23 protein-coding genes and 1 tRNA gene are annotated in these 24682 nt (G+C 69.7%); 6 read left to right on the top strand and 18 right to left on the bottom strand.

Features of this window, described 5'->3' with window-relative positions; all coding sequences use genetic code 11:
* Window positions 1-445: 445 nt before the first annotated feature.
* From JXZ78_RS15420 to JXZ78_RS15410, 3 genes are read right to left on the bottom strand one after another with little or no spacing between them, the layout of a single operon-like run.
* Window positions 446-931 carry a hypothetical protein gene (locus JXZ78_RS15420; protein ID WP_050502974.1) on the bottom strand — a complete coding sequence of 162 codons (486 nt, stop codon included), beginning with the start codon at window positions 929-931 and terminating at the stop codon, window positions 446-448.
* On the bottom strand, window positions 925-1338 hold the full coding sequence (locus JXZ78_RS15415) for an ATP-binding protein (RefSeq protein ID WP_030024220.1): 414 nt from the start codon (window positions 1336-1338) through the stop codon (window positions 925-927). The genes JXZ78_RS15420 and JXZ78_RS15415 overlap by 7 nt, the downstream gene beginning before the upstream one ends.
* Before the next feature lie 8 nt (window positions 1339-1346).
* Window positions 1347-1769, bottom strand: a complete 423-nt coding sequence (locus JXZ78_RS15410) for a hypothetical protein (RefSeq protein ID WP_078624627.1) — start codon at window positions 1767-1769, stop codon at window positions 1347-1349.
* Between the two features lie 186 nt (window positions 1770-1955).
* On the opposite strand from JXZ78_RS15410, the gene JXZ78_RS15405 reads away from it, so the two are divergent.
* From JXZ78_RS15405 to JXZ78_RS15395, 3 genes are read left to right on the top strand one after another with little or no spacing between them, the layout of a single operon-like run.
* Window positions 1956-3056 carry a helix-turn-helix domain-containing protein gene (locus JXZ78_RS15405; protein WP_030024222.1) on the top strand — a complete coding sequence of 367 codons (1101 nt, stop codon included), beginning with the start codon at window positions 1956-1958 and terminating at the stop codon, window positions 3054-3056.
* A 13-nt stretch (window positions 3057-3069) separates the two neighbouring features.
* Entirely contained in the window at window positions 3070-3738 is a 669-nt protein-coding gene (locus JXZ78_RS15400) for a YdcF family protein (RefSeq protein WP_030024224.1), read from the top strand.
* Complete coding sequence (locus JXZ78_RS15395) at window positions 3680-4489, top strand: WbqC family protein (RefSeq protein ID WP_030024225.1); 810 nt, start codon at window positions 3680-3682, stop codon at window positions 4487-4489. Before JXZ78_RS15400 ends, JXZ78_RS15395 begins: the two co-directional genes overlap by 59 nt.
* Window positions 4490-4492: 3 nt before the next feature.
* On the opposite strand, the gene JXZ78_RS15390 is transcribed toward JXZ78_RS15395, so the two are convergent.
* The 4 genes from JXZ78_RS15390 to JXZ78_RS15375 form a co-directional block, all read right to left on the bottom strand.
* Complete coding sequence (locus tag JXZ78_RS15390) at window positions 4493-6178, bottom strand: relaxase/mobilization nuclease domain-containing protein (RefSeq protein WP_030024227.1); 1686 nt, start codon at window positions 6176-6178, stop codon at window positions 4493-4495.
* On the bottom strand, window positions 6178-6693 hold the full coding sequence (mobC, locus tag JXZ78_RS15385) for a plasmid mobilization relaxosome protein MobC (RefSeq protein WP_030024228.1): 516 nt from the start codon (window positions 6691-6693) through the stop codon (window positions 6178-6180). Before mobC ends, JXZ78_RS15390 begins: the two co-directional genes overlap by 1 nt.
* A gap of 325 nt (window positions 6694-7018) precedes the next feature.
* On the bottom strand, window positions 7019-8275 hold the full coding sequence (locus JXZ78_RS15380; protein WP_030024229.1) for a DUF3631 domain-containing protein: 1257 nt from the start codon (window positions 8273-8275) through the stop codon (window positions 7019-7021).
* Between the two features lie 745 nt (window positions 8276-9020).
* Window positions 9021-9245: a helix-turn-helix transcriptional regulator gene (locus JXZ78_RS15375; protein ID WP_030024230.1), complete on the bottom strand. Its 225-nt coding sequence runs from the start codon at window positions 9243-9245 to the stop codon at window positions 9021-9023.
* A gap of 608 nt (window positions 9246-9853) precedes the next feature.
* On the opposite strand from JXZ78_RS15375, the gene JXZ78_RS15370 reads away from it, so the two are divergent.
* Window positions 9854-11092 (top strand): tyrosine-type recombinase/integrase, encoded by a 1239-nt coding sequence (locus JXZ78_RS15370; RefSeq protein ID WP_106968915.1) that lies wholly within the window; start codon window positions 9854-9856, stop codon window positions 11090-11092.
* 75 nt (window positions 11093-11167) lie between these two features.
* Here JXZ78_RS15370 and JXZ78_RS15365 read toward each other — a convergent pair whose 3' ends face one another.
* From JXZ78_RS15365 to JXZ78_RS15315, 11 genes are all read right to left on the bottom strand, one after another.
* On the bottom strand, window positions 11168-11521 hold the full coding sequence (locus tag JXZ78_RS15365) for a hypothetical protein (protein WP_050502975.1): 354 nt from the start codon (window positions 11519-11521) through the stop codon (window positions 11168-11170).
* A 113-nt stretch (window positions 11522-11634) separates the two neighbouring features.
* Window positions 11635-11707 (bottom strand) — tRNA-Arg (locus JXZ78_RS15360).
* 422 nt (window positions 11708-12129) lie between these two features.
* A complete protein-coding gene (locus JXZ78_RS15355) occupies window positions 12130-13248 on the bottom strand; it encodes an FtsX-like permease family protein (protein WP_167745479.1) in 1119 nt (372 codons plus the stop codon).
* A 356-nt stretch (window positions 13249-13604) separates the two neighbouring features.
* Window positions 13605-15224: a SulP family inorganic anion transporter gene (locus JXZ78_RS15350; RefSeq protein WP_238783121.1), complete on the bottom strand. Its 1620-nt coding sequence runs from the start codon at window positions 15222-15224 to the stop codon at window positions 13605-13607.
* A 17-nt stretch (window positions 15225-15241) separates the two neighbouring features.
* Window positions 15242-15844, bottom strand: coding sequence for a carbonic anhydrase (locus JXZ78_RS15345; protein ID WP_030024237.1), 603 nt, complete (start codon window positions 15842-15844; stop codon window positions 15242-15244).
* A gap of 96 nt (window positions 15845-15940) precedes the next feature.
* Complete coding sequence (locus JXZ78_RS15340; protein ID WP_238783120.1) at window positions 15941-16801, bottom strand: hypothetical protein; 861 nt, start codon at window positions 16799-16801, stop codon at window positions 15941-15943.
* Entirely contained in the window at window positions 16798-18237 is a 1440-nt protein-coding gene (locus tag JXZ78_RS15335) for an MFS transporter (protein WP_030024239.1), read from the bottom strand. The genes JXZ78_RS15340 and JXZ78_RS15335 overlap by 4 nt, the downstream gene beginning before the upstream one ends.
* A gap of 50 nt (window positions 18238-18287) precedes the next feature.
* Entirely contained in the window at window positions 18288-18809 is a 522-nt protein-coding gene (locus JXZ78_RS15330) for a glycine-rich domain-containing protein (RefSeq protein ID WP_030024240.1), read from the bottom strand.
* Window positions 18810-19081: 272 nt separating this feature from the next.
* Window positions 19082-20377, bottom strand: a complete 1296-nt coding sequence (locus JXZ78_RS15325; protein WP_030024241.1) for a phenylacetate--CoA ligase family protein — start codon at window positions 20375-20377, stop codon at window positions 19082-19084.
* Window positions 20378-20562: 185 nt separating this feature from the next.
* Window positions 20563-20724 carry a hypothetical protein gene (locus tag JXZ78_RS15320; protein WP_167745480.1) on the bottom strand — a complete coding sequence of 54 codons (162 nt, stop codon included), beginning with the start codon at window positions 20722-20724 and terminating at the stop codon, window positions 20563-20565.
* Between the two features lie 518 nt (window positions 20725-21242).
* The gene (locus JXZ78_RS15315; RefSeq protein WP_238783119.1) at window positions 21243-22499 is read right to left on the bottom strand and encodes a ScbA/BarX family gamma-butyrolactone biosynthesis protein; all 1257 of its coding nucleotides are present in this window, start codon (window positions 22497-22499) and stop codon (window positions 21243-21245) included.
* A 245-nt stretch (window positions 22500-22744) separates the two neighbouring features.
* Here JXZ78_RS15315 and JXZ78_RS15310 point away from each other — a divergent pair, with 245 nt between their 5' ends.
* Together JXZ78_RS15310 and JXZ78_RS15305 are read left to right on the top strand one after the other, a co-directional pair.
* Window positions 22745-23359 (top strand): ScbR family autoregulator-binding transcription factor, encoded by a 615-nt coding sequence (locus JXZ78_RS15310; RefSeq protein ID WP_030024243.1) that lies wholly within the window; start codon window positions 22745-22747, stop codon window positions 23357-23359.
* A 61-nt stretch (window positions 23360-23420) separates the two neighbouring features.
* Window positions 23421-24671 carry an NAD-dependent epimerase/dehydratase family protein gene (locus JXZ78_RS15305; protein ID WP_050502977.1) on the top strand — a complete coding sequence of 417 codons (1251 nt, stop codon included), beginning with the start codon at window positions 23421-23423 and terminating at the stop codon, window positions 24669-24671.
* Window positions 24672-24682: the final 11 nt, after the last annotated feature.

Raw genomic sequence — 24682 nt, 5'->3', positions numbered from 1 at the left:
AAAGCACCAGCTCACCCCCGACGACGCCCTCGCCCGCCTGCGCGCCCACGCCTTCCGCCACAGCCAAACCCTCCTGCACACCGCCCAACACGTCCTCGACCACCACCGCCTCGACTGACCCCGCCGCCCACCCGACCAGCCCGCCCGGCTGACACGCCGGCCAAACCACCACCACACGCCGCCGCACTCGCACTGCACCTGGGGGCCGGCCCGACGTCGAGGGCGGGAAGAGCAGACGCGCGGCCGCAAGCCTGACGCAGGACGGCTGCTTCTCCAGGGGGCCTGAGCCATGACAAACGACATTACCTGACAAAGCTTCCGCATTGCCCGGAACCGACCGTCCCAGCATGGTGCCCAAAAGCCACTTAACAACCCACCGGCTCCAAAGGGAACGCCCTCTCAGAGGTAGTCCGGGCGCGCGAAGGGCCGGACTGCGGGGGGATGTTCAAACGGGGCGGATGAGGCCGAACAGAAGGCGGCCGGAGGCGAGGGCGTCGGCGAGGTAGGTGTCGACTTCGGTGAGGCAGGCGCTTCGTGGCAGTGGTGTCAGGCCGATGGCGATCACTGCTTGTCCCTGGTGGCGGACGTGCTGGGTCCAGCCGGGGCGGACCGGTAGCCGTACGCCGTAACGGGTGCCGTCGAATCGCAGCAGCACGGTCGTGAGGCTGACCATGAGGAGCCGGGCGCCGACGTCTGGGACGTACTCCTGCGGCGCGGCGAGGCCGCCCAGGGAGGCGGCGATGCGTTGCATACGTGCCTCGATGGCTGCTGGTGTGTCGCGGGCGGTGCGTCCTGGCGGGTGGGCGAGGAGGAGGTGGGCGAGCGGGGCGTCGGTCGGGTCGAGACCGAGCCAGGTCCAGGCGCCCAGTGCGGCCAGTAGGCCCGGGCCGGGGGCGTTGGCGACGTCCGGTGGGGTGCAGGTGGTCAGCATGGCGCCTTCTCGGGGGCTGGGGCGGTGGTCTTGAAGCGGGTCCATACGGTCTTGCCGGCTGTGCCGTGCTCGGTCACACCCCATTCGTCGCTGAGAGCGCCGACCAGGTGCAGGCCGCGGCCGGTGGTGTCGTCGTTGGCGGGGTGGCGTAGTCGTATGCGGCGTGGGCTGGGATCACGGACCTCGACGCAGACGGCGTCGTCCTCGGCGGTCACGGTTAGGGTGAAGTCATGGGCGGGGACCGTGCCGTGGATGATGGCATTGGTGGTCAGCTCGGAGACGCACAGGCGAACGTCGTCGGCCCGCCCGTCCAGGCCCCAGGAGGCCAGTGTGCGGTCGGCAAAGCTGCGGGCCAGACCGACGGATTCGGCGATGGCGGGGAAGGTTCTGTGCGCGGGATCGGGCATGGGGAGCCTCATGTTTCGGCGTCCAGAACGATTCCTGGGCACGGACCACGTCCGCTGGACGGCTTCACCCGACGAAATGCTGTCTTGCCACCCCGGACCAGCAGCAGCCGTGCCCCCGTCGATCCGGTGATCTGCCGCTTCCGTTCGGCCGCTATCGGCCGGGGGCCCAAGTGTGAGGCGGCGGGGAGAACGACGGCGTAGGCATCGGGCAGAGCCAGTGCGTCCAGCAGGCCGGTGAAAGCCGCGGTAAGTGCGCTCGTTCCCGTACCGCGCTCGACGAAGAGTCCGCCCAGTACCAACTCGTGGCTGCGGCAGTACTCCGCGAGGGCATCCGACAGAGCTGCCTGACGGGCAGGTGAGTTGCGGTCGATCCTCAAGAAGCCGTAAACAAGCGGGCCGCTCACCGGGCGCTGCTCTGTGAGGGGTTCCATGCGCGTGACCGTCCAAGGGCTTGGGGAGTGGGTAGGCACCGGGGCGGACTGCGGAATTCCGGCCGGTATTTCGAGGGTGGACCGGGCCTGGCCGGTGGGAAATGACCGACCGTTGTACTTGCGTTGCACTTGCGTGCCCCCGCACCCGCGCAGCGTGCTTCCATGCTGTCCGGAAGGGAGCAACGCGTGGCGACCGTGCACTACTGGACCGGGCTGGAGGCCCACGCCCTGCGCCTTGCCCTGCGGATGAGCGTGCGGGCCCTGGCCGAACACCTCGGCGTCGCGGCACGGACCGTCGCCAAGTGGGACAAGCTCCTGTCCGCCACCGAGCCCCGCCCGGACACCCAAGCCATCTTGGACACCGCCCTGGCCCGTGCCGACGCCGCGGTCCATCTGCGCTTCGAGACCCTCCTGTCGGAAACCGGCCGGCCTGGTCAAGGGGTGGGGCGCCGTGTCACCGCTTCAGGTCCGCGTGCCTGGGAGTACGAGTCCTGGGCCGACGACCTGGACCGGGTGGTGGTCGCTCTCTCCCGCCAGAGCTTTGCCTTCGCCGACAACCTGCTGAGCCGCTGGCTGGAGCGCTTCGGGCCGGCGGAACTCGACGACAAGGGTCTGTACCTCTTCGCGCGCTCCACCGCCCTGCTCGGTGACGTGAACCGGGACCAGGGCGCCGTGGTGGGACCGCTGTCGGCCCAGCACTCCTATACGGGCGCCCGCTCGCTGTTCATTCAGCTCGACATTCCCCGCCGCGTCGCACAGCTCGACCTGTCCCTGGCGGTGGTCGCCGAGATGTCGGGCCGCCTGGAACCGGCCGCACGCCACTATGAGTCTCTGGCCGTCGACGACCGTCTCTCCCGTCGCGACAGGGCCCGCGCGCGGCTATGGGTGGGGACCGCGCTGAGCAAGGAGGGCAACCACGACTACGCCTCCCGCGTGATGATGGCCGCCACCCGGGACTTCGAAGACCTGGCCGAGCCCGACGACTGGTCGGTGGCCCACCAGAAGCTCGCCCTCGCCCACCGTGGCGCCGGCGACCTCACCAAAGCCCTGTACTTCATCGACATCGCCCGCCGCACCGGCACCACCGACTCACCGATGCAACGCGTACGTCTGGACACCGCCCACGGTCACATCCTGCTCTCCGACCCGGCCACCCGGGATGATGGGCTGCAGGTCCTCGACCGCGCCGCGAAGGTCGCCGCCCAGTACGGCATGAGCCACCAACTGGGCAGCATCGAGGGCATCCGGACCACAAGCGAGGGGGCAGGCCGCCCCCGGCGACGGTGACCAGGGAGAACGAGTGACGGACAAGCAGCGGACCATCACCGAAGACCAGTGGCACAACGCGAAACTGATCTGGGACTACCACCAGATGCACCACCAGCTCAGGCCCTGCGACGTGGCCATCGGCCTGGGCAGCCACGACCTGCGCGTCGCCGCCTTCACCGCCGAGCTCTACCACGCCGGCCTCTTCCCCACTCTGATCTTCACCGGCGGCAACAGCCCCAACACCGCCGCCCGCTTTCCGCGCGGCGAGGCCGTCCACTTCCGCGAGCACGCGTTGGGACTCGGTGTCCCCGACGCCTCGGTCCTGATCGAGCCGAACGCCGGCAACACCGGCCAGAACATCGCCTTTTCCCGCGAGGTGCTGGCCGCCGCCGGCGTCACCCCGAAGTCGGTGCTGCTGACCGCCATGCCGTACATGGAACGACGCGCTTACGCCACCTGCCGCCAGGTCTGGCCCGAGGTGGAGGTGGTGTGCGCGTCCGAACCGCTGGAGTTCGACGACTACCTCAAGGCGATCGGCGACGAGGCATTCGTCACCGACATGCTCGTCGGCGACATGCAGCGGGTGATCGAATACCCCAACCTCGGTTTCGCCATCGAGCAAGACGTCCCGGAGGACGTACATGCTGCCTACCGGTCACTCATCAAGGACGGATTCGACAGCCGTCTCCTCGCCTCCTGACCTGCCGCCGCCAGGCGGGCGGTGCGCGATCCACCAGCCCAACTTCTTCCCTCGGCTGACCACCCTCGCCAAGCTGTTCGCCGCCGACTACTGGATCGTCCTCGACGACGTACAGTTCGCCCGCCGCGACTACCAGCACCGGGCCCGCCTGGCGGCCCTGAACGATCCGGCGCGGCGGCAGTGGCTCACCGTGCCCACTCACCTCCCCAATGGCCGGTCGACCGCCATCCGCGACGCGGAGATCGTCGACCCGGTCCGAGCCCGCCGCCGCATCCGGCGAACCCTCCAACACTGCTACGGAGCCAGCCCGCACTGGCCGACCCTGAAACCAGCTCTCGATCCCGCCCTCGACCTGATCGCCATCGGCGGCAGGACTGCCCCCGTCGCCGAAGCCTCCACCCGGACTCTCCTGGAGTTCCTCGGTTGGTCCGGACGGATCTTGCACAGCAGCAGTCTGCCTTACCGGGCAGGCCGGACTGAGCGCCTAGCCGATCTCGCTGTCGCTACCGGCGCGACGACGTACCTGTGCGGCACAGGCGGTATGAGATACCTGAAGACCGGTCTGTTCGACGCCTGCGGCATCACCGTCATTCCGTTCCGCTATCCACGGACAGGGGTGTGGGTGGCTGGCCACGAGGTCAGCGCACTCACACCCCTGCTGCATCTGGGTCCTCAGCGACTGCTCGCCGAATTCTGCGACCTGGAGGCTTCCCAGCTTGGTCTGGTCACAAAATCAGCGACCTCGCCGTAGCCATTAGCGACGCCGTCTTTGTGCCTCGCTCGTCGTCGGTCGGTGCGCAGTAAACGGCCTTGTCCGAGCACGGTCGGACGGTCTTGTGTCGGTGGTTGCGTGGGTTCGAGCGGTGGTGCCTGGATGCTGGGTGAGGCGGTGGATGCGCCAGGTGAGGGTGCTAGCCGGTGAGCGGGCATCGCTGAGGGTGCGCTGGTCGGCAGCCTGCTGGAGGAGCGAGGCGGGCTGGTGTCCGGTTGCCGCGGCGTCGGCGAGGGCGGTGGCAAGGGCGTCCCAGGCACGGTCGTCGAGGATCTGCTGGGCGTGGGCGGGAACCGTCTCGCGGACCAGGGCGGTGAACCGTTCGATCGTGGGGACGGCGGGTGTGCGGTGGGCGAGGGCTGCCAGTGGGGCTGCGGCGGCCTGGTCGTAGACGGTCTGGAGGCGGAGGTGGGTCTGCCGGGCCGCGGTGGCCTGCTGGTCGTGGTGGCGGAGCTGGTGCCAGCGGGTGGCGGCGAGGGCGACGAGGAGTGCGGCGTCGAGGAGCATGGCCAGGGCGGCGCCGTCCTTGGGGGCGGGTTCGCGGAGCATGGCGCGGACGGCGCCGCGCAGGGCGCGCGCGTGATGGTGTTCGGCCTGGGTGCGGGATCGGGTGGCGCGCTCGAATGCGGAGGCTGTTTGGCGGAGCTGGGGTTGCAGGTTCTGGGGTGCGAGGAGGGGGAGGGCGTCGAGGGTTTCGCCGAAGGCGGCCAGGTGGGCTTGGGCGGCTTCGGCGTCGGCTTGGTCGAGGAGCTGGGGGATGCGCTCGGTGGCGGTGATGGCCTGGTGCCACGGGCTGGGCTGGCCCCGGCCTGTGTCGGGTTGGGGTCCGGCGGTTTCGAGGCGCTGTTGGATCTTGGGCAGGGACAGGTCGGGGGCGAGCTTGGAGCCGGAGTACCAGATCGGCTCGCCAGCGGCGTTGGTGTCGCCTTCGAGGGCGAGCTTGTAGCCGCGGAGATCACCGGAGGGAAAGCGCTGGGCCTCGACCAGCACGTTGTCGGTGGCCGTGAGGATGGTAAGGAACTCCTCGGGGCTGGTGGCGACCGATACCGCGGTGCGGGCGATGGTGCGCAGGCGCTCGCGGGCGGTGACCTCGTGGCCGACGCGGCGGGCCTTCTCTTTTTCGGCGCGGGTGGGGCGCTTGGCGGCGGTGCGGTCGCCGCGTACGACCTGGTGGAGCCCGTACTCCTTCTCGATTGAGGCGAGTTCTCTGTCCGCGGTGAGGTAGTCGTTCCAGTGGCGGGCGGGCCGGAGGTCGCCTCGGACGGTGGTGGCGGCGATGTGGATGTGGTCGTCGGCGTGGCGTACGGCGGCCCAGCGGCAGCCGCCCGGATCGCCGTCGGGGGCGATGCCGGTGGCGGCCACGACGCGGCGGGCGATCGTGGCCCATTCGGCGTCGCTGAGGGGGCGGTCGTCGGGGGCGGCCCGGATCGAGCAGTGCCACACGTGCTGCTTCGGTGCGCGGCCGAGGCGGCGGGCTTGCTTGACGTGCAGGTCGAGGTCCTCCACGAGCAGCTTCCTTGTGGCGGTGTCGGTGCGGCCGGGGTCGGGGGCGAAGCCGTCCCAGGAGGCGACCAGGTGCGGGTCGGTGTGCTCGTTGGCCCGGCCGGGGCCGTAGAGGTAGCGGATGAGGCCGGCGGTGTCCTTGCCGCTGCTGATCTTGGCGATCATCAGGCCGCCCTCTGAGATACAGCCTCGTTCGCTGCTGCAGCGATGTGGCGGACTGCGGTGGCGGTTGCGGCCAGGGTGCGCTCCGCCTGGGTCAAGCCAGCGGTATCCCCAGGGTGTGGATCGCCGCCGGAGTTGAACTTTTTTGCGATCTGGTTGACGTTGTGGCCGATCTTGGCGACCTGCTGGCGGAGGGCGGTGAGCTCGTCGATGTAGTCGTCGAGCGGGGTGCGCTGTCCGGGCAGGGCGAGTTCGCCATGGATGTGGGCCATGACGATGGCGCCGACGTAGTGGGCGGCGGCGATGTTCAGCGCCTTGGCCTCGGTGAGGATCTCGTCCTTTTCGTCGACGCTGTAGCGCACATCGACGCGCTCTGTGCGCTGCACTCTTTCGCGCTTACGACGGCGGGCGACACGATGCACGGCGGCAACTTCGGCGGCACGCGGGAGCGACACAGCGGTGGTGTCGGCGGGCTGTTCTTCCTCGGGCATCCCCTGGTGCCCGACTGCCTCCGACACCCCTGGGGCGGAGGCTTCCCTGTTGGTCCGGCCTTTGGACGGTCCAACGGGATACCTTGCTGCTGTTCGTCGGCCCAGGCCGAACCATTCCCTGCGGCGGTGAGCGGGATGACGGTCGTTGGCGTCAGTGTCGTGCACGGTGGTGCTCCAGTGGTGCGTGGGTGGGACCTCGTCACGTCCGTCGCATCCGTTGCAGGGCTGGTCACAACAGGTACGGACGCGGGTGCTGGTACGGAGAAGTCCGTCCCGGTGAGGGCGTCCGTCCCCGCGCTGATCTGCGCGGGGACGGACGCGACGGATTGATACGGACCTGGGGAAGGCGGCTTTAGCGAGTGCGCTTGGGGCCGGTGGTGCCGCCGGGCGGGCCGATGGGCAGCGCCCCGGCCGGGGCGGCGGGCGCCGGCCTGTGGGCTGGGCGAGCGGGTGCGGCCTCTTGTGCGGGATTGGGCGCCGACTCGGTGAGGTCGGGGCAGTTGCGGGCCCAGGCGTCGAGGAACCGGTTGCGCATGTACGCCTTGGCCTGCCTGCCCTTGTCGAAGCGGTAGTTGGCCGAGCTGACGTTGAAGTCCCGCAGGAGGTTGCCCAGGTGGTAAGCGTTCAGGCCCTTGGTGCCGTACTCCGCCCACGGGGCATCGGCGTCCTGGGTCAGGGCGGCGACCAGGTCCTGGGTCGGCAGGGCCTCGGGGTTGTTCTCCCGCTCGAAGATGCGGTGGATGTCGCGCAGCAGCCGCGTCTTCAGGCTGGTCTGCTCATCCTGGACCGCCTCGTAGCGGGTCATGGCCAGGCAGGCGGCGCGAGCGCTCGCGGGCCAGTGGCCGCCGGCCAGGTCGGCAATGATCACCAGCGGCTCCCAGGTATCCGCAGCCCGGTCCTCCACCGGCATCGTCGGCACCATGCGGGCGGCCGTGCTGCGCAGCGGGCCCAGCCAGGCGGTCAGCTGGTCACGCAGCGCGTGGAGTTCGGGGACGGAGTACCGTGATCGGAACGGGGTGACCTTCTCGCCGGGCTTGCGCTTCTGCATGCGCAGCACGACCGCCCGGTCCATGATCGTGTCCGGCAGGTCACCGATGCCCGCGATCGCGGCCATGGCAAAGGTGGGATACGGGGTCGGCTTGTGCTCCGGGCCGGAGATTCGCCAGGCGGGCCGGTTGCGCTGGTGCCCGGCGTTCAGCAGGCCACGCAGGTCCTCCTTGTCGCCCGCCTTGGGGCCGAAGATGGTGTCGGCCTCGTCCACCAGCAGCGTCGGCGGGTTCTTGCCGATGACGCGGAAGACGACCGCCGGGGAGGTGTTCACCGTCATCATCGACTGATGCACAGTCTCATGCAGCACGTCCAGAACACGGGACTTGCCACAACCCTTCGTCGGACTCACCACCGCCAGGCGGGGCGCGTGCTGCAGGGCGGTCTGGATGTGGGAAGCCGCCACCCACAACGTGACCGCGGTCAGCGCCTCCTCACTGGACAGCACCACGTACTTGTCGATCGCCGCTCGTAGCTCATCCAGCAGCGCGGCACCTCCACCGGCTGCCTCGACGCCGGCGCCCGCACGGCCCCCGGTTCCCGAACCGCCACCCGGGACCACGGTCTCGCTCTGAACCTGTCCGGTCCCCACGGGACCGTCGGTTCTCGCACTCCGTTGAGGACCACGGTCCCCTGCCGCACGGTCCCCACTACGGTCTTCTGGTCCACTGCCCGCGTCCTGGGGAGCGATCCCCGAATTAGGCAGCAGGGGACCGGGGCCAGGCTTCTGGTCCGCGTTTGGGGAATGGACTGGGCCGCACGGACCGACGTGGTCCGCAGTGCTCGGTCCGGTCCGCACGCCACTGACCTGCATTTCTTCCGCGTCAGCAGATATCTGGTCCGTGGCCCGTGTCTGGTCGTGGGACCGGTCCGCGCTCTCCGGCGACAGTGGACCAACACCGTGGTGCAGTTGGTCCCCGGCCCCCGCACGGTGGGACCGGTCCCGAGCATCCGGCCCCAGGGGACCGTCCCCGCTATGGGGACCGTCATCGAACTCGATGCGGGGACCGTCCCCGGTCCCCTGGCGAGGGGACCGTGACTCGGCTCGGCCCCTACTGTGCGGGAGCGTCCCCTGTCCGGGGACTGCCACGGGAGGCCAGAGAGCCTTGGGTCTGGCCTCCGCATCGGCGGATGCACTCGAAGCGCCTGAGGACGTAGAGTCCCCCATAGACGTTCCTCTCTGGTGAGAGGCAGGACGGGCTAGGTCCCGCCCCTCACCGGCTCGTTCCTTCAGGGGTGGGCGACGCGTTGGGGAGCCTCCGGCCCTCCGCGTTGGCGCGCTGAGGGCCGCTCTCTTTCCCCGTGAGTCATGCCGTGAGGTCGTACGAGGTCTGCTGGTCGAGCCAGGCGTCGACCTCGCGCCAGCGGTAGCGCAGGTGCCGGCCGACCTTGTGGACCTTCGGGCCGATACCGCGGTACTTCCACTGGTAGAGGGTCTTCACCGGCACTCCGAGGTATTCGGCGATCTCAGCGGGCGTGGCGAGCGGGCCGCGCGCGGCGGCCGTGGCGGGGCGAGGGAATCCGTTGGGCAAGGGCACTCCATATCGGTTGCAGGCGACAGGCGGGGGCAAGAAAGCCGCGCGCTTCGGGCTCTCTCCACGCGCATCTTTGGGCATTCTCCGGCTGACCCGAATGGCAGGTCGGCCGGGTAGGGCATAACTGTAAGAGCGGATCGCCGGTTGACCAAAAAGTTCGCCTGGGCGTCCAGCTTTCCCTCGAATATCCTCGTGGGTACTCAGTGATCCCCTGCCTTGGAAGCGGCAGGCCAGGGACGTGATGCGGCGGCCGCCAACACCTGGAACCGCCGTAGCGACGCAGACTGTACTGCTCAATTATCGGTACATCGAACTGCCCGCTCTTGCCGGATCCTCCGCGTTTGCAAGTTCTGTAGAGTTTTAGAACTAACTCTTGCCACGCCCGCCGTTTTCGAGTTACAGCTATCCACCATGGCTACTTACCCCATCGAAAGCGGATTGGCCGAAATCGGCACGGCCCGCAATATCGAGTCTGCACGCTTGGCAAGCCGCCTCACCCAGCGGCAGCTCGTAGAGCGCTGTGCTGTCCTGGGCCGCCTGAGGACCAACATGGCCGTGAGCCGGACCGGACGCGCTCGTCGCCGTTGCGACGGGGAAGGAGCCTGATGGCGCGCGTCTGGATAGAGGACCGCATCGGGCACACAGCGTACGTGCGGGCTGTGGCAGCGGCCAGACAAGCAGGCCGTACCCCACCGGGGCGCTACCGCGTGCGCTGGTACGACCCTGACGGCAAACCGAAGATGAAGACTCTGGCCCGCAAGGTCGACGCCGAAGCTGAGCGGACAAGGGTGGAGTCCCGGATCGCCGATGGCACCTACCGCGACCCAGCGGCAGCGCGCGTGAAGTTCGCCGAGGTGGCGGAGTCCTGGCTCGTGGCACAGGTCCACCTCAAGCGATCAACTCGAAACCGCTATCGAGGCGTTCTCGACGTCCATGTGATCCCCAAGTGGGGCACCACGCCACTGGACCGCATCCGCTTCGAGAACATCGCCGAATGGCTAGCAGACCTGCTGTCGGGTGGAGCGGCGGGGGGAAGGAAGCTCAGCGCACGCTCGGTGCGCAAGGCGTACGTCGTCCTCAGCCGTGTACTCGGCTTCGCGGTCAAGTCCCGTCGCCTGGCGTCCAACCCGGCCGTCGGCGTTCCCTTGCCGAAGCCGGTACCGGCTGACCACGTCTACCTTGACGACCTCCAGGCCGAAGCGCTCGCCGACGCGGCGGGGCCGTATCGGGCCTTCATCCTGCTGCTGGCCTACACGGGGCTGCGCTGGGGCGAGGCGTCCGCGCTGAAGGTGGGGCGCGTCGACCTCGACGCTTGCCGTGCGCACATCGTCGAGGCGTACGTCGAGGACAACGGCAAGCTCTACCTTGACTCGCCCAAGAACCACGAGCGCCGGTCCGTACCGATTCCCCGGTTCCTCGCCGGGGAGCTGAAGCCTCATGTCGAGGGGCGGGGAGAGGGCGAGCTGCTGTTCACCGCTCCGCAGGACGGACCACTGAGGGCTCGTAACTTCCGCCAGCGGTTCTTCGCGCCGGCGGTCACCAAGGCGGGCCTTGGCCACCTCAAGCTCACCCCGCACAAGCTGCGGCATACGGCAGCCTCGCTCGCTATCGCCAGCGGAGCGGACGTCAACGTCGTCCAGACCATGCTCGGCCACAAGTCCGCGACGCTGACGCTGGACACGTACGGCCATCTCTTTCCTGACCGCCTTGACGAGGTCTCGAAGAAGATGCACAAGCGCCGCGCCAAGCAGCTTGCCAAGGCGAAGGCGAAATTCGAGAAGGCCGAGAAGAAGGCCCGCGAGGCCGCGGACGCGGTGGCCACCCTGGAAGGCGTTGCGGTGTGATGTGTGCCTGATCTGTGCCTAGGTTCGCCAGGTGCCGCCAGACCTGTAGAGCGGCACCTGGCGTCAGAGCGCCACTCAGCTGTTCCCCGGAGTCCGGTTCATGTACGGCCGCATGAAGGCATCCACTGCCTCGGCGGCATCACGCATCGCCAGCCGGCTGATCTCTTCGGGCACCTCGCGGTTGTCGTAGACGAAGAGGCGTCCGTCCACGAGCTGGGTCTTCGGCTGCCAGTCGAGGCGGCGGCCCGCCTCGCGGGCGGCCCGCCGTACATCTTTGAGGTCGCCCATCTCTTCGAGATCGCCGCTGCTCAGGATCAGCTGCCCGTAGTAGCCCTGGTAGCCGGGCTTCAAGGCAGCCTCCATGAGGCTCTCCAGGCGGTCGACCAAGTTGTCGTAGCGGCGCTTCGCCAGTTCGTCCTTCGCGGGCATCGTGGTACAGCTCCCCACCCTCGGCGCACACCCATGTGTGCTGAATCCGTGCCGGAAGTCAGAGGCCCTGTCACCCTGGTGGGCGACAGGGCCTCTGACCTGCTACTTCGCTGTGCCCCCGGCAGGATTCGAACCTGCGACACCCGCTTTAGGAGAGCGGTGCTCTATCCCCTGAGCTACGGAGGCGGGGATCTGTCGGAAAAGGCGTCTGAAATCCATCCGAGGTCGGATCTGTCCAGTTGGCACTGTTTCCAACAGTGTTGTGGTGGTACAGCCGTGAGAGCTATTCCACCGCCGACAGTGTAGCGGGTGGCTGCCGCGGGAGGCGTCGGGGTCGGCGGTGGGGTGTGCTGTCGGGTGTGTCGTGGGGGCGCGGGCTCCGGGGGCTGGGCAGGCGGAGCCTGTCGTGTGGAAGTTCCGGGGGGTACGAGGCGGTTATCGCGTCCAGGGGGAAGGGCAGGACAGGGTAGGGCCGGGCAGGACAGCCCCGAGCTCCGGTGTGGTGGGGACGTGCTCGGCGGCCCTGTGGCATTCGGAAAGCGCCTACTCGGCGCTGATGGCTCACAAGGGATGCAGCCGGGACGCCTGGCGGGCCGGCCAGAGTGCCGCTAGTACGCCGATTGCCAGGGCGCGCACGACGAAGATTGCGTAACTTCCCCAGGCATCTGCATCGTGTACTTCTCGAAGGCGGTCTGGGCCACCTTGCCTGCGGCCCAGGCGAGGAAGGTGTCCAGGACGAGACCGAGGAATGCGCCGAGCAGCGAGATCATCAGTGATTCCAGTTCGACCATTCGGCAGACCCCGGTACGGTCCAGTCCGATCGAGCGGAGCATTCCGCATTCCCGTGACCGCTCGAAGACCGACAGTGCCATGGTGTTCACCACGCCGATCACCGCGATGATGACGGACATGCCGAGGAGTCCGTAGGCCAGGTAGAGAAGCTGATTGATCTGCTTGTTCACGTCGCGGAACAGGTCGTCCTGGGTGTTCACCCGAATCATCGGACTGTTCCCGAGGGCCTTCTCGATTCCGTCACGTACCGCCCTGCTGCCGCCCTGCTGCGCCTTGACATACACGGTCTGGTAGCCGGTCCGGAACAGGTGGGGTGCGACCTGTTTCTGGTTGACGACCAACTTGGGCAGCAGAGTGTTCTCGGCATAGACGGCCCCGACCCGGATTCCGGCCTGTTTCCCGTCCGGGTGGCCGACCCGCAGCGTGCTGCCCACCTTCAGATTGTTCTCCTTGGCGAATTTCTCGGAGACCGCGACCCGGTTTTTCTCCAGGCTGCTGAGATCGCCCTGCACGGTCCTCACGCGGAAGAGCTGGGGGAAGGCAGCGCCGTCCGTCATCTCCGCCGTGCGAGCCGTCCCGTCGATCCGAAGACTGACCTTGCTGTCCCCGGCGGCCGTGCGAACTCCGGGCGCCTGCTTGACCTTGTCGACCACCGAGGGGTCCAGCGGTTCATAGGTGGACAGCTGGATGGCGTAGTCGGCCTGGAGGCCGTCCGCTGCACCCCACCGCATGCTGTCCTGTAATGAGACGGTGACGACCGTCAGCGCGCTGGTGAGGACGAGGCCGATCATCAACGACGTCGCGGTGGCCGCGGTACGCCGCGGGTTGTGTGCCGCGTTCCGCCTGGCCATGTTCCCTGCCGCACCGAACGCGCGGAGCATGGGCGTCAGCAAGGCGAACAGCGGACGCGAGAGCAGCGGAGTCAGTGCGATCACGCCGCACACCGCGAGCACCGCGCCGACGGCGACGAGGCGCCGACCGCGCGGAGCAGCGTCAACGGGACGACAGGCTCGGCACATCGGTCTTGGTTGCCCATGGTCTGGTGCACGCCGGTCGGTGACGTCGCTCTGGCGCGTGGTCTTCCCCGTACGCGTCAGGTCTGACCAATGCCTCGGCATTCATACCAGAGGATCACTTTTCGGGAATCAACTCGTGGCGGGCGCGCGGGGGTTGTCTCGATGGCGGAGTCTCTCGACAGGCTGAGAACGGGAGGCGCCCACGCCCCCTGATGCGGGACGTGGGCGCCTCCGGCCATGTCAGCGCCGGCTGCAGCACCGGCGTGGCCGTGTGGTTAGGGCGCGTGGGCCGGGTTGTCGGGGGTGGGGGAGTTGGTGGGGGTGGAGCGGTGGGTGGACCAGGAGGTGAGGGCCGTGGCGCAGGCGTGGTCGAGGTGGCGCAGGCCGGTGAGGTCGAGGGTGACCTCGCGGTCGTGGGGGAGGGCCTCCAGCTGGTCGAGGATCTTGGGGAGGCGCAGGAAGGTGGCGTTGCCGAGGGCGCGTACCCGGACGGGCTCGGTGGGCGGGGCGTCCAGGCCGGAGATCTCCAGGTGGACGTGCGAGGTCTCCCAGGCGGTCTTGGCGATCGCCAGGAGGAGGCCGATCAGTACGCCCTCGAACATGTTGGTGACGACGATGGCGACGGCCGTCGCGGCGAGGACCACCGCTTCGCCTCGGTGTTCGCGCCACAGGGGGCCGAAGTCGCGTACGGGGATGAGCTTGAAGCCCGCGTGGACGAGTACGCCCGCCAGCGCCGCGACCGGGATGATGCCCAGGGCTGCCGGGACGGCCGCCGCGAAGATCAGCAGCCAGGCGCCGTGCATCACGCGGGACGCCTTGGTACGGGCTCCGGCGTTGACGTTGGCGGAGCTGCGCACGATCACCGCGGTCATGGGCAGCGCGCCCAGGATGCCGCACACGGTGTTGCCCGCGCCCTGGGCCATCAGCTCCTTGTCGTACTGCGTACGCGGCCCGTCGTGCAGCCGGTCCACGGCCGCCGCGCTGAACAGGGACTCGGCGGACGCGATGAGCGCGAACGCGAGGATCGTGCCGATCGCGCCGACGCCCGCGAGCTGGGCGAAGTCCGAGCCGCCGGGCGGCTGGACGGAGGAGAGCAGGCCATGGACCTCGACACGGGCTATGGGCAGGTCGAAGGCGAAGACCGCGAGCGTGGCCAGGGCCACGGCCGCGAGCGGGGCCGGCAGGACGCGGGCCGCGCGCTTCCACCGGGGCCACAGCACCAGTACGGCGATGGTGCCCGCGCCGACCGCGAGGGCGGACAGGGCCGCTCCGGAACCCGCGGTGCCGAGGACCAGGCCGGGCAGGCCGCCGAGGTTGGCGAGTCCGCTGCCGGGGGCCTTGGCGTCGGTGAGGGTGTACAGCTGCGCGGCGATCAGGACGAGTCCGATGCCCGCCAGCATGCCCTGGACGACGGCCACGGAGATGGCCCGGAACCAGCGGCCGAGGCGCAGGGCGCCCATGGCGAGCTGGAGGAGGCCCGCCACGAGGACGAGAGCGCCCAGTGTGCCGAGACCGAATTCCTTGACCGCCTCGAAGACGAGGACGGTCAGTCCGGCGGCCGGGCCGCTGACCTGGAGGCTGCTGCCGGGCAGGAAGCCGGTGAGCAGGCCGCCGACGATGCCGGTGATCAGCCCGAGTTCGGCCGGGACGCCGGAGGCGACGGCCACGCCGACGCACAGCGGCAGGGCCACCAGGAAGACGACGATGGAGGCGGTGAAGTCCGCCCGGAGATGGGGCCAGCGGGGGGAGGAGGGGGAAGGGGAGGGGACGGAGGAAGGCTCCTTCGGGTGGGTCGGGGTGGGGTGGGGCGCGCCGTTGGTGCCGGGCGCCGGGGAGGGAGCTGTCGCGCCCGTGGTCACGTCCGTGGCCGTGCCCGGGGTCGATTTCGGTGTCATGGAGGGCGCCTTCGCCGTCAGAGGGGGAGGAACGTGTCGGTGTCGGGCCGGTGCGCCGTGACCAGGCCGGTGTGGACCTCGTAGTACCAGCCGTGCAGGTTCACCTCGCCCGCGTCGATGCGCTCGCGTACGCACGGGTACTGGCGCAGTCGCGCCACTTGCTCGGTGACGTGCCGCTGGACCGCGGTCGCGACCGTCGGCGCCTCGTCCCTGGGCAGTTCGGTGGAGAGCTCCTGGGTCAGCCAGGCGCGTACGTCGGGAGCGCCGGCGAGGTCCTCGCGGCGCGCCATGGCGCCGACCGCCCCGCAGTGCGAGTGACCGCAGACCACGATGTCGGCGACGCGGAGCACCCGCATCGCGTACTCGATGGTGGCGGCCTCCGCGCTGGCGGGCATGTCCGGCCGGTGCGCGGGTACGGCGTTGCCCGCCGTACGCAGTTCGAAGAGTTCGCCCGGCAGCGCTCCGGTGATCAGGGACGGGATGATCCGTGAGTCGGAGCAGGTGATGAACAGGGCGAGCGGCGACTGGCCGTCGGCGAGCCGCTGGTAGGTCTCACGTTCCTCGTGCGCGGCCGCGATGCGGGCGTTGAAGGAGCGGGCATGTTCGATGAAGGTTTCCACGAGGGAATGTCTCCTGCTGGTCGGTAAGTGGTGCCATGGAGGGGCATGGCAGAACCCGTTCGACTGGTGCGGAGCAGGCAGCCCCAGCAGTGCTTCTCAGCAGCGGAATACGCAGTGGAGACAGTGCAAGGCGGGGCGGGTGGCCACGCCTGGTCTTGAAGTGGCGAGTGTGGCGACAGTGCCGGTGTGTGCGGAGCACAGGACGGCGGTCGGGTAGGACCGGGCCGCGCACGGGTGCGACGGAAGCGGCCGGCGGTACGGGGACGGCGCGCCCGGCGCGGTCCGCGTGCAACGGCGCGCCTGGTTACGGTCCTTGTCCTTCTCACGCCCGGGATCGCGTTCGTTGTCGCGCCGGTACTGGATGCCCGTGGTGGAGCCGGCTTGGGCGGGGGCCACCTGGGTGGGGGTGCCGTGCGCGCCCGGGGGAGCCGCCGGGGTGGGGGTGGGCGCGGGCCCCTGTAGGGGCGCGGCGCCGGCGGCCGTGAGCGACGGGATCTTGCCGCCCTTGGCCGCTGCCGTTCCGGAGAAGAGCAGGGTCAGCGCCACGATGAAGATGCCGAGGACGCTGAGGGGGTTGAGGGGATGGGGGGAACGGTGGGTGGTGAGGTGGGGGGAACGGTTGTTTCGGGGGGTGCTGGTGTTGCGGGATTTCTGGGTGGGTTGGGGCCGTCGTCGTACGGGGGGCCGTACGCGGGCCGCCGTGCGCATACGGGGCGGTGTTGTCGGATGCTTGCCGGGCGGGGTGAGGGCGGCGGACTCGGTGGCGGTGGCCGGACGAGTAGCCGTACGCGTCGCCGCGCGCGCCGCTGTACGGACCGCCGTACGGACCGGCCCCGCGCCCGGCGGGCTGTGCGGACGGTTGGAGGCCGTGTAGTGGGCGGGGTGCCCGGCGGTGTCCGGACGGGTTTGCAGCTGGGGGAAGCCTTTGCGGCCCGTGAGGCTCTTGAAGTACTTCATGTCCGCTCCCCGGTCACAGACGTACCCGCGCCCGCACCCGTACCTGCGGCCGCACCCGTATCCGCACGCCCCTCACGTCCCCCACGCCCGCTCAGCACCAGCAACGGCACGAGGCCCACCGCCACGATCCCCCCGCCCAACGCCAGCGTGGAGTAGCCGCCCGTGGCCACGACCAGCCCCGACGCCATGCCGCCCGTGGCGCCGGCGACGGCGATGCCCACGTCGACCAGGCCCTGCGTCGAGGCGCGGGTGGCCAGCGGTACGGCGTCGGTGACGATGGCGGTGCCGCTGACGAGGCCGAAGTTCCAGCCGATGCCCAGGAGTACGAGGGCGGTGGCGAGCGCCGGTACGGAGTGGGCCGGCGCGAGGGCGGCGAGGACGCCCGCGGCGAGCAGGACGATGCCGGAGGCCGCCGCGACGCGCAGCCGGCCGATCCGGTCCACCAGCATCCCGGTGAGCGGCGACGGCAGGTACATCGCCGCCACGTGCAGGGCGATGACGAGCCCGGCGGTCTCGGTCGCGTGGCCGTGCGCCCGCATGTGGACGGGCGTCATCGTCATGATGGCGATCATGACCAGCTGGGTGAAGGTCATGACGACGGCGCCGGTGACGAGCTTGGGGGTGTCGGCTCGGGCCGCGGGGGCGGCGGGAGCGGCCGCCTCCGCAGGCGCGTCCTCCGCCGCCTCCGCGCCGGGAGCAGTGTCCGTCTCCGCCGACGCTTCCTCCGCCTCCGCGAGGCGCCGCGCCAGATGCAGCGGGTCCGGGCGCAGGAACAGGCCCAGCACCACAGCCGCCGCCGCGTACGCGACCACCGCCAGCAGGAACGGTCCCGCCAGGCGCGGCACGCCCAGGCCGTACGCGACCTCGCCCGTCACCCCGACCAGGTTCGGCCCGATCACCGCACCGAGCGTGGTGGCGAACAGGACCAGGCTCACCGCACGCCCCCGCCGCGTCGGCGCGGCCAGGTCGGCGCCCGCGTACCGGGCCATCAGGGTCGTCGCCGTACCCGCCCCGTAGACGAGGAGGGACAGGAACAGCAGCCATACGGAACCGAGGCCCGCGGCGGCGACGACGCCGAGGCTGCCCAGCCCGGCGGTCGCGTACCCCGCGGTGAGGCCCGGCCGGCGGCCCCAGCGCTGGCAGACCCGGCCGATGCCGACCGCGCCGAGCGCCGCCCCGCCCGTGAACAGGGCGGCGGGCAGGCCGGCCAGCCCCGTCGAGCCGAGCATCTCCTCCGCCAGCAGCGCCCCCACCGTGATGCCCGCGGCCAGCCCGGCGCCACTGAGCGTCTGCGACAGCGCGAGCACGATCAGCACGCGCTTCTGCTCCGGGGGCTCCAAAACTTCTGCTGCTGGATCGCCGTGCGGGCCGTGCGGGCCGTGCGGCGAGGCGTGGGAAGTGGCCTGTGATGCCGGTGTGCCGGGCCGAGCGCTCATTGGGTCCGTTTCCTCGTTCTCGGGGTTCTCGGGCTGCCCCGAAAGCGCGCTCAGGGCGCGCCGGCAGGCTGGAGCGCCGCGATGTCCCGCAGCGACATGCTCAGCTGGTCGTGCAGGAAGCGCACGATCGTCCAGTGCGGCAGGGCGCCCTCGTCGAAGGGGCCGAACTCGCGGACGTACAGCGGTATCCAGCGCAGGGCCTCCTCGATCGCCTGCTCCCGCCCCGGTTCCTGCTGGTACGCGTCGTAGCCGATGCTGCGGTGCTCGATGAAGAACCGTCCCGGCAGCCGCTGCTCGCACCATTCCCGGTACTCGCGCGTCTGGAGGATGAGGTAGTGCCAGATCTCGTCGATGTCCTGCTCGACGGGCAGGAAGAGACCGCTGAGCTGCTCGCGGTGGCGGGAGACGAGGTAGAGGTAGCGCAGGCACTCGGTGACCTGCCGCTCCACGTACGCGGTCTCGGCGCCGCTCAGCGCCACGAAGTGCTCCACCGCTTCGGCGTGCAGGCGCTCACCGAGCAGGGCTACGAGGTCGTCGGTCGTGACGTGCGGTTCCTGCGTCTGCGAGGTCATGGTGCTCCCGGTGTCTTCGGGTGGGGCCGGTGGGGCCGGTGGGGCCGGTGGGGCCGGTGCGGTCGGTCCGGTCGGTGCGGTCGGTACGGATGTCTTCGGGGCCGCTCCGTGCGGCTCCGAGTCGTACGGAATCGGAGATGATCCGTACGGAACCGGAACTCACCCGTACGGATTCAGAGCCCGCCCGTACGGCTTCGGAGCCCGCCCGTACGGATTCGGAACCCATCCGTACGAGACCGAATCCCCTCCGTACGGATTCGAGCGCGCCGCCTTCAGCCGACGGCCTGCCCCCGCTCCAGCCACGCGTACTTCCCCGACTTCCCGATCGGAATGTGCGCGCGGTGCTCGACGCGGCACGGAAGACCCGTCAGCCGCTCCACCCCCGTGCGCAGCGCCGCCGCTTCCGCCGCGCCCACGGGAGCGCCGTCGAAGGTCGTGTACCGCAGTTCGGCGGGGCTGCGCGGTTCGTCGCCACTCCGGTCCCCTGGCACGTACAGCTGGTGGACGAACACGTCGGACGACGCCGCGCTGACGCAGTCGTCGAGGTCGCCCTGCGCGACCGGCCCCTGGCCGTGTGCCGACGCGAGCAGCTCCTTCTCGCGGCCGCAGAACCGGGAGATCTTCTCCGGATCCGGTGTGCCGTCGAGCGTGCGCGCGCAGTCCCCGGAGCGGTAACGGATCAGCGGCATGTACGGGTTCCGGACGCTCGACACGATCATGCTGAAGATATGGCTGCCCGGCTCCACCGGGACCAGCTCGACGCTCATCTTGTCCAGGTACGGGTGGTACCGGCCGTGCCGGTCGCTGTAGTAGAGGTAACCCAGTTCGGTGCTGCCGAACAGGTCGATGACCGGGCAGTCGAAGTGCTCGGTCAGGTAGCGCCGCACGTTCACCGGCGTGTACTCGTATGCGTGCACGATGCTCGCCGGGCGCGGGAAGCGGTCCCACAGGCCCCAGTCGGTCGCCTTCCGCACGAGGTGCGCCAAGTGGTAGCTGCTGCAGTCGAGGTGGTAGCGGCCCTGCGGGTGTGCCTGCCGGGCCGTACGGATCTCGTCGAGCATCCGCTCGACGTCCGCGCGCTCCCAGAGGGCCGGGTCGAGCGTGAGGTTGACGTAGAAGGTGCGCTCGTCGAGACGCCGGTCCGCCAGGTCGGGTACGGCCGCGGGCGCGGTACGGCCGTGCTTCTTCGCGTTGACGCGCGCCACGTGCTCGGTGGCCAGCACGGTGGTGAGGGAGACGCGGCGGCACCCCTCGTGCCAGGTGCCGGAGATGTCCGGGTGCTCGCTCCACAGCTGGTAGTACGAGTTCAGCAGGAAGTACGGAGGCCGGATGATCTGCATCCGCGCATGGTTGGTGCCGGTGGAGAGCACGTACTCCGCGGCGCCGGCGGCGAGTGCGTCGGCCAGTGCCGGTGTCATCCAGTTGTCCGGAAATCCCCGGGCGATCTCGGGCTTGTCCAGTATCGGGAAGTGCCCCCGCTCTATCGACGAGCGGTAGATCGGTATGTCCCTTATCCGGTTCACGATGGCGGCGGTCGGTTGTCCCGGCCGGCTCGGCTGGCCTTCCATGGTCACCCTCAGGTCTGTCGTGTCTGGCGGACGGGGAGTGATCGGTGTCGTGGCGTACGAGAACCTGTGCGAAAAGCGTAGGAAGCGAGCGGAACGCGTGGATTCCGCGGAATGAAGTGGCGGGAAGTCGGCCGGAGGTGTGCGGGCCGCCGGCCGACTCCCCGCCCGGAAGGCTCAGCGCCCGGTCAGGAAATACATCCCGTTTTGGGCGCGGCCGAGGTCGCGCTGATGCAGCCGGACTTCGTCGCGCTGATGCAGCCGTCCTTGCCCGCTTCGCGCGGGGAGTTCACGGCGACCCACTCGCGCCAGACGCCGTCCTGGGCCATCTTCTTGATCAGCTGTTCCATGTCCGTCGAGCCTCCGAAGGCAGGGGATGGTGGAAAACGGCGATGATCAGCCACGCGAGTCGCGCGGGTGCCGCTCCCTAGAACGTAAAAGAAAGACCAAGTGATCGTCAAAGGCCCGCAATCCAGGGATGGCTCAAACGCCGACACGAACGGACACTTTGGCTTGATCCTTCCCCTCGTGGCCACAGCTCGCAGGGGATGCGTGGCTGGTAGTAGCCGGTTGCGGCCGATAGACGTACGGTGCCGTGCTGGTCTGGACCATGGCATTGGTATGCCGTGAACATGACAACAAAAACAGTGGCCGGAACGGTGTTGAGCGGCTTGTTTGCGACAAGGTGGCCGCAAGGTGAACATACGGTGAACCGTGGAACTCCCGGCGGATCTCCCGAAGTCGTAGCGGAATGGCGCGCGATGTGCGGCGCTTCGCGGGGGGTGATTCGGGCGCGCGGCGGTGGGGTTCTCGGGTGACACTCCCGCGCGTAAGCGGTGTGGACCGGCATTTGGTGGTTGCGGACGTTTCAGGCGGTAGGTCGGTAGGTGAGGTCTTGCGGTGTATTCGTGTATGGATTTCCGGACGGGCGCGAACGGAACCCCGTACTCGCGCCCGCTTTCGCTCCTGCCTTCGTGCCCGCTTTCGCGTCTGTCTTCCTCGGTGGGCGCGTGCTTGACCGGCCGTCAGGTTCGAGGCTCAGTACCGGGCGTGACTCCGGAAGCAGAGGTCTTGCCTTGACCTTTGCGGTGAACAGCTCCTGGCCGTGCTGGCGCGCGGTAACCCGTACGTGGATGATCCCGGAGTAATCGTTCCGCGACGCCGGCCCCGATTCCTCCCCCGGCTCCTCTCCCCATTCCGTCCCCGGTTCTCCCCATTCCTCCCCCGATTCTCCCCATTCCGCCCCCGATTCCGTCCGGTCGATCACCGTGGCTTCTATCCAGCTCGGTGCGTCCAGTTCGGCGTACCGTGCGAATACGGTGCTCAGGCCGACGGGTATCACCGGCAGCGGGTGGAGTACGGCATGGACGGCCTGGTGCGTGGCTTCCAGCAGCAGCATTCCGGGGGCGTGGTCGACCGGGTGGTCGAAGATGACCGGGTGGGTGGTGTCCGTGCGGAGCTGCCAGCGGTTGCGGGTGTCCGTGGGGGAGAGCACCACGCTCTCGTACTGGGCGCGGGCCACCCGCCGCGGCGCGACCGGCGGCGGCAGCGGCACCGCGCGGGCCATCGCCTCGGCGGCGTCGCCGTACGCACCGCGCAACCGGCGGTAGACGGCCGGAGCGTGGCTGGTGAAACGGGCGACCGCGGTACCGAGGTGAACGCCGTTACGTGTCGCCTCGACGTCCATGGTCAGGGCGCTCAGGGTGTCCCCGCGCCGCCTGATGCCGGAGCAGACGATGCGTAGTTCGATCTCGGTGGGGGCAGTCTCGGTACGCAGCACGCCGGGTTCGAGCGCATAAGTGAAGTGGTCCCAGATCAGCTGGTGCCCGAACGGCACGCGGTAAGCGAGGTGCGAGAGCAGCGGAATGGTCTGCCGGATCGTCTCGACGAGCAGAAGGGGGTCGTGCAGCCGGTTCCTGGAGGAGTAGAAGGCGTGGGCCCGCGGCCATTCCGCGGTCACGACGTGGACGTCCGGAGCCGTCTCCTTCCAACTGGTGAGCAGGACTTCGGACAGCGCCGTCTTGTGTACATACTCCTTGGGCACGGTGGTGGTGAGTGTGCGTGGGCACGGACCGGCGGCAGGAGCAGGTGCGGAGGTCTCCGGAAGCCGGCCGGTGGTGCTCATGCGGGTGTCCCCCTGAGGAGTGTCTGCAGGCCCGGTCCTGTTCGGTCCTGTCTGGTCCGGCCCGGCCCTTTGCGGTCCGTAGTGGTCCGGCCGGGGCTCTCGGGCAGGTCGTCGCCGTACCGCGGGATGCCCGGCGGCCAACGGGAGCCGCGGCGGGTCCGGTTCGGCTGTCACCGTGTGAGGGCCTCGGCGCTCATAAAATAAATACTATTCTTTTTTGTTCGTCGAGGGAGCTGGTGCTGTCCATGCAGGAACGCGCGGTCAGGACACGTGAGGTCATCCTCCGGGCGGCCGCCGAGGTCTTCGACGAGTTCGGGTTCAGCGGCGCCAGCATCAGCAAGATCATGAAGCGCGCCGGTGTGACGCAGGGCGGGATGTACTTCCACTTCCCGTCCAAAGAAGCCCTGGCCAGGGCGGTGATGGTCGAGCAGAGCGACGGTCTGCGGATGCCGCCCGGAGAGGACGGCCTCCAGCGGCTGGTCGACATCACCCTGTATCTGGCGGAGGAGTTGCAGTCCAACCCCACCCTGCGGGCGGGCGTCAGGCTCGCGGCCGAACAGGGGGAGTTCGGTGTCCAGGACGACTCCGCGTACCGCATCTGGGCCGAGCAGTTCGGCGGCCAGCTACGCGCCGCGCGGGAGAAGGGCGAACTGCTCCCCGAGGTGAACGTGGACGAACTGGCTTGGGTCCTGGTCAGCGCCTACACCGGCACGCAGCTCTTCTCGCAAATCTCCACCGGCCGCGCTGACCTGCACAAACGCGTCGTCTCCCTCTGGCGCTACCTCCTCCCGGGCGTCGCCGCGCCGGCCGTCAGACAGCAGGTCGATCTCGCGGCACGGCGGAAGCGGGCGGTGGCCTGAGGGCCGGAAGCGGACGCGTACGGTGACGGGAAAAGGTGTGGCGAGAGGCGCGGCTGAGGGCATGGTGGGCGACGTGGCGGACGGTGCGGCGGCGACGGCTCCCCGGCGGGTGGTGGTGACCGGGGCGACCGGGTTCATCGGCTCCGCGGTGGTACGGAAGCTGCTGTCTTATCCGAATTCAGATTCGGTTTTTCCGCTCTCGGTCCAGCTTCGCGCCGTAGCTCGCAAGCCGCCGGAACCCGCCGGGGCCCCGGGTTTCCTTCCGTCCCCGGGTTTCCTCTCGTCTCCTGGCTCCCTCCCGTCCTCGGGCCCCCTCCCGTCTCCGGAGTCCCACCCACCCCCGGAGCCCCTCACGTTCCCGGGTTCCCTCCGGCCCTCGCCCCCGCCCCCGCGGCCGGACACGATCGTCCCCGTCGAATGGGTCACCGCCGACCTCGCCGATCCCGCCTCCCTGCGCGGTGTCTGCGAAGGCGCCGACGCCCTGCTGCACCTCGCCTCGGACATCGGCCGGGACGAGGAGCGCTGCGAGCTGGTCAACGTGCGGGGCACCGCCGCCCTTGTAGGCGAAGCGGTACGGGCGGGTGTCGGCCGGATCGTCCAGCTCTCCACCGCCGCTGTGTACGGGGCCGGGCCGCACGCCGGCCCGGGCGTGGGCGAGGTCGAACCCGCGCCGCTCTCCCCGGCGAGCCGCACCCGTCTGGCCGCCGAACGTCCGGTGCTGGAAGCGGGCGGCACGGTGCTGCGGCCGGGCCTGGTGCTCGGCGCGGGCGACCGGTGGGTGGTGCCGGCGCTGGCCGAACTGCTGCACCGGGTACCGGCGCGCTGGGACGGCGGGCGCGGTCTGCTCTCCGTCGTGGCGGTCGAGGATCTGGCCCGCCTGTTCGCGCGGCTGGCCCTGGCGCCGACGGCCGTCCCCGGTGGCGTGTACCACGCCAGTCACCCCGTCCCCGCACGCAACGGGGACCTCATGGACACCCTGATCGGCCACGGCGTCCTGCCGCGGCCGGGCGCCATCTCACCTCAGGGCGCCACCTCACCTCGGGACGGCCCCGGCTCCGTCCTCGCCTCCGGACCCGTCCTCGCCTCCGGACCCGTCCTCGCCCCCGACCTCTCCTGGGACGCGTGCCTGGAGCGCCTCGATGCCGTCCCCGGCCGGGTGAGCGAGCGGCAGTTCGCCCTCCTGGCCAGGGACCACTGGTACCGCAGCGACGAGGTGTGGAAGGTGGCCGGCTGCGACCCGGGCCCCGGCCCTCTCGTACGACTCGCGGAAGCCGCCGACTGGTACCGCTCCCACCTCCAGGCCCGCGCCTGAACCGGCCCAGA

This window comes from Streptomyces monomycini (assembly GCF_022271435.1).
In the GTDB taxonomy this organism is placed as follows: domain Bacteria; phylum Actinomycetota; class Actinomycetes; order Streptomycetales; family Streptomycetaceae; genus Streptomyces; species Streptomyces monomycini.
The sequence above is the reverse complement of the archived record's forward strand: the minus strand, read 5'-3'. Positions and strand labels throughout refer to the sequence as shown.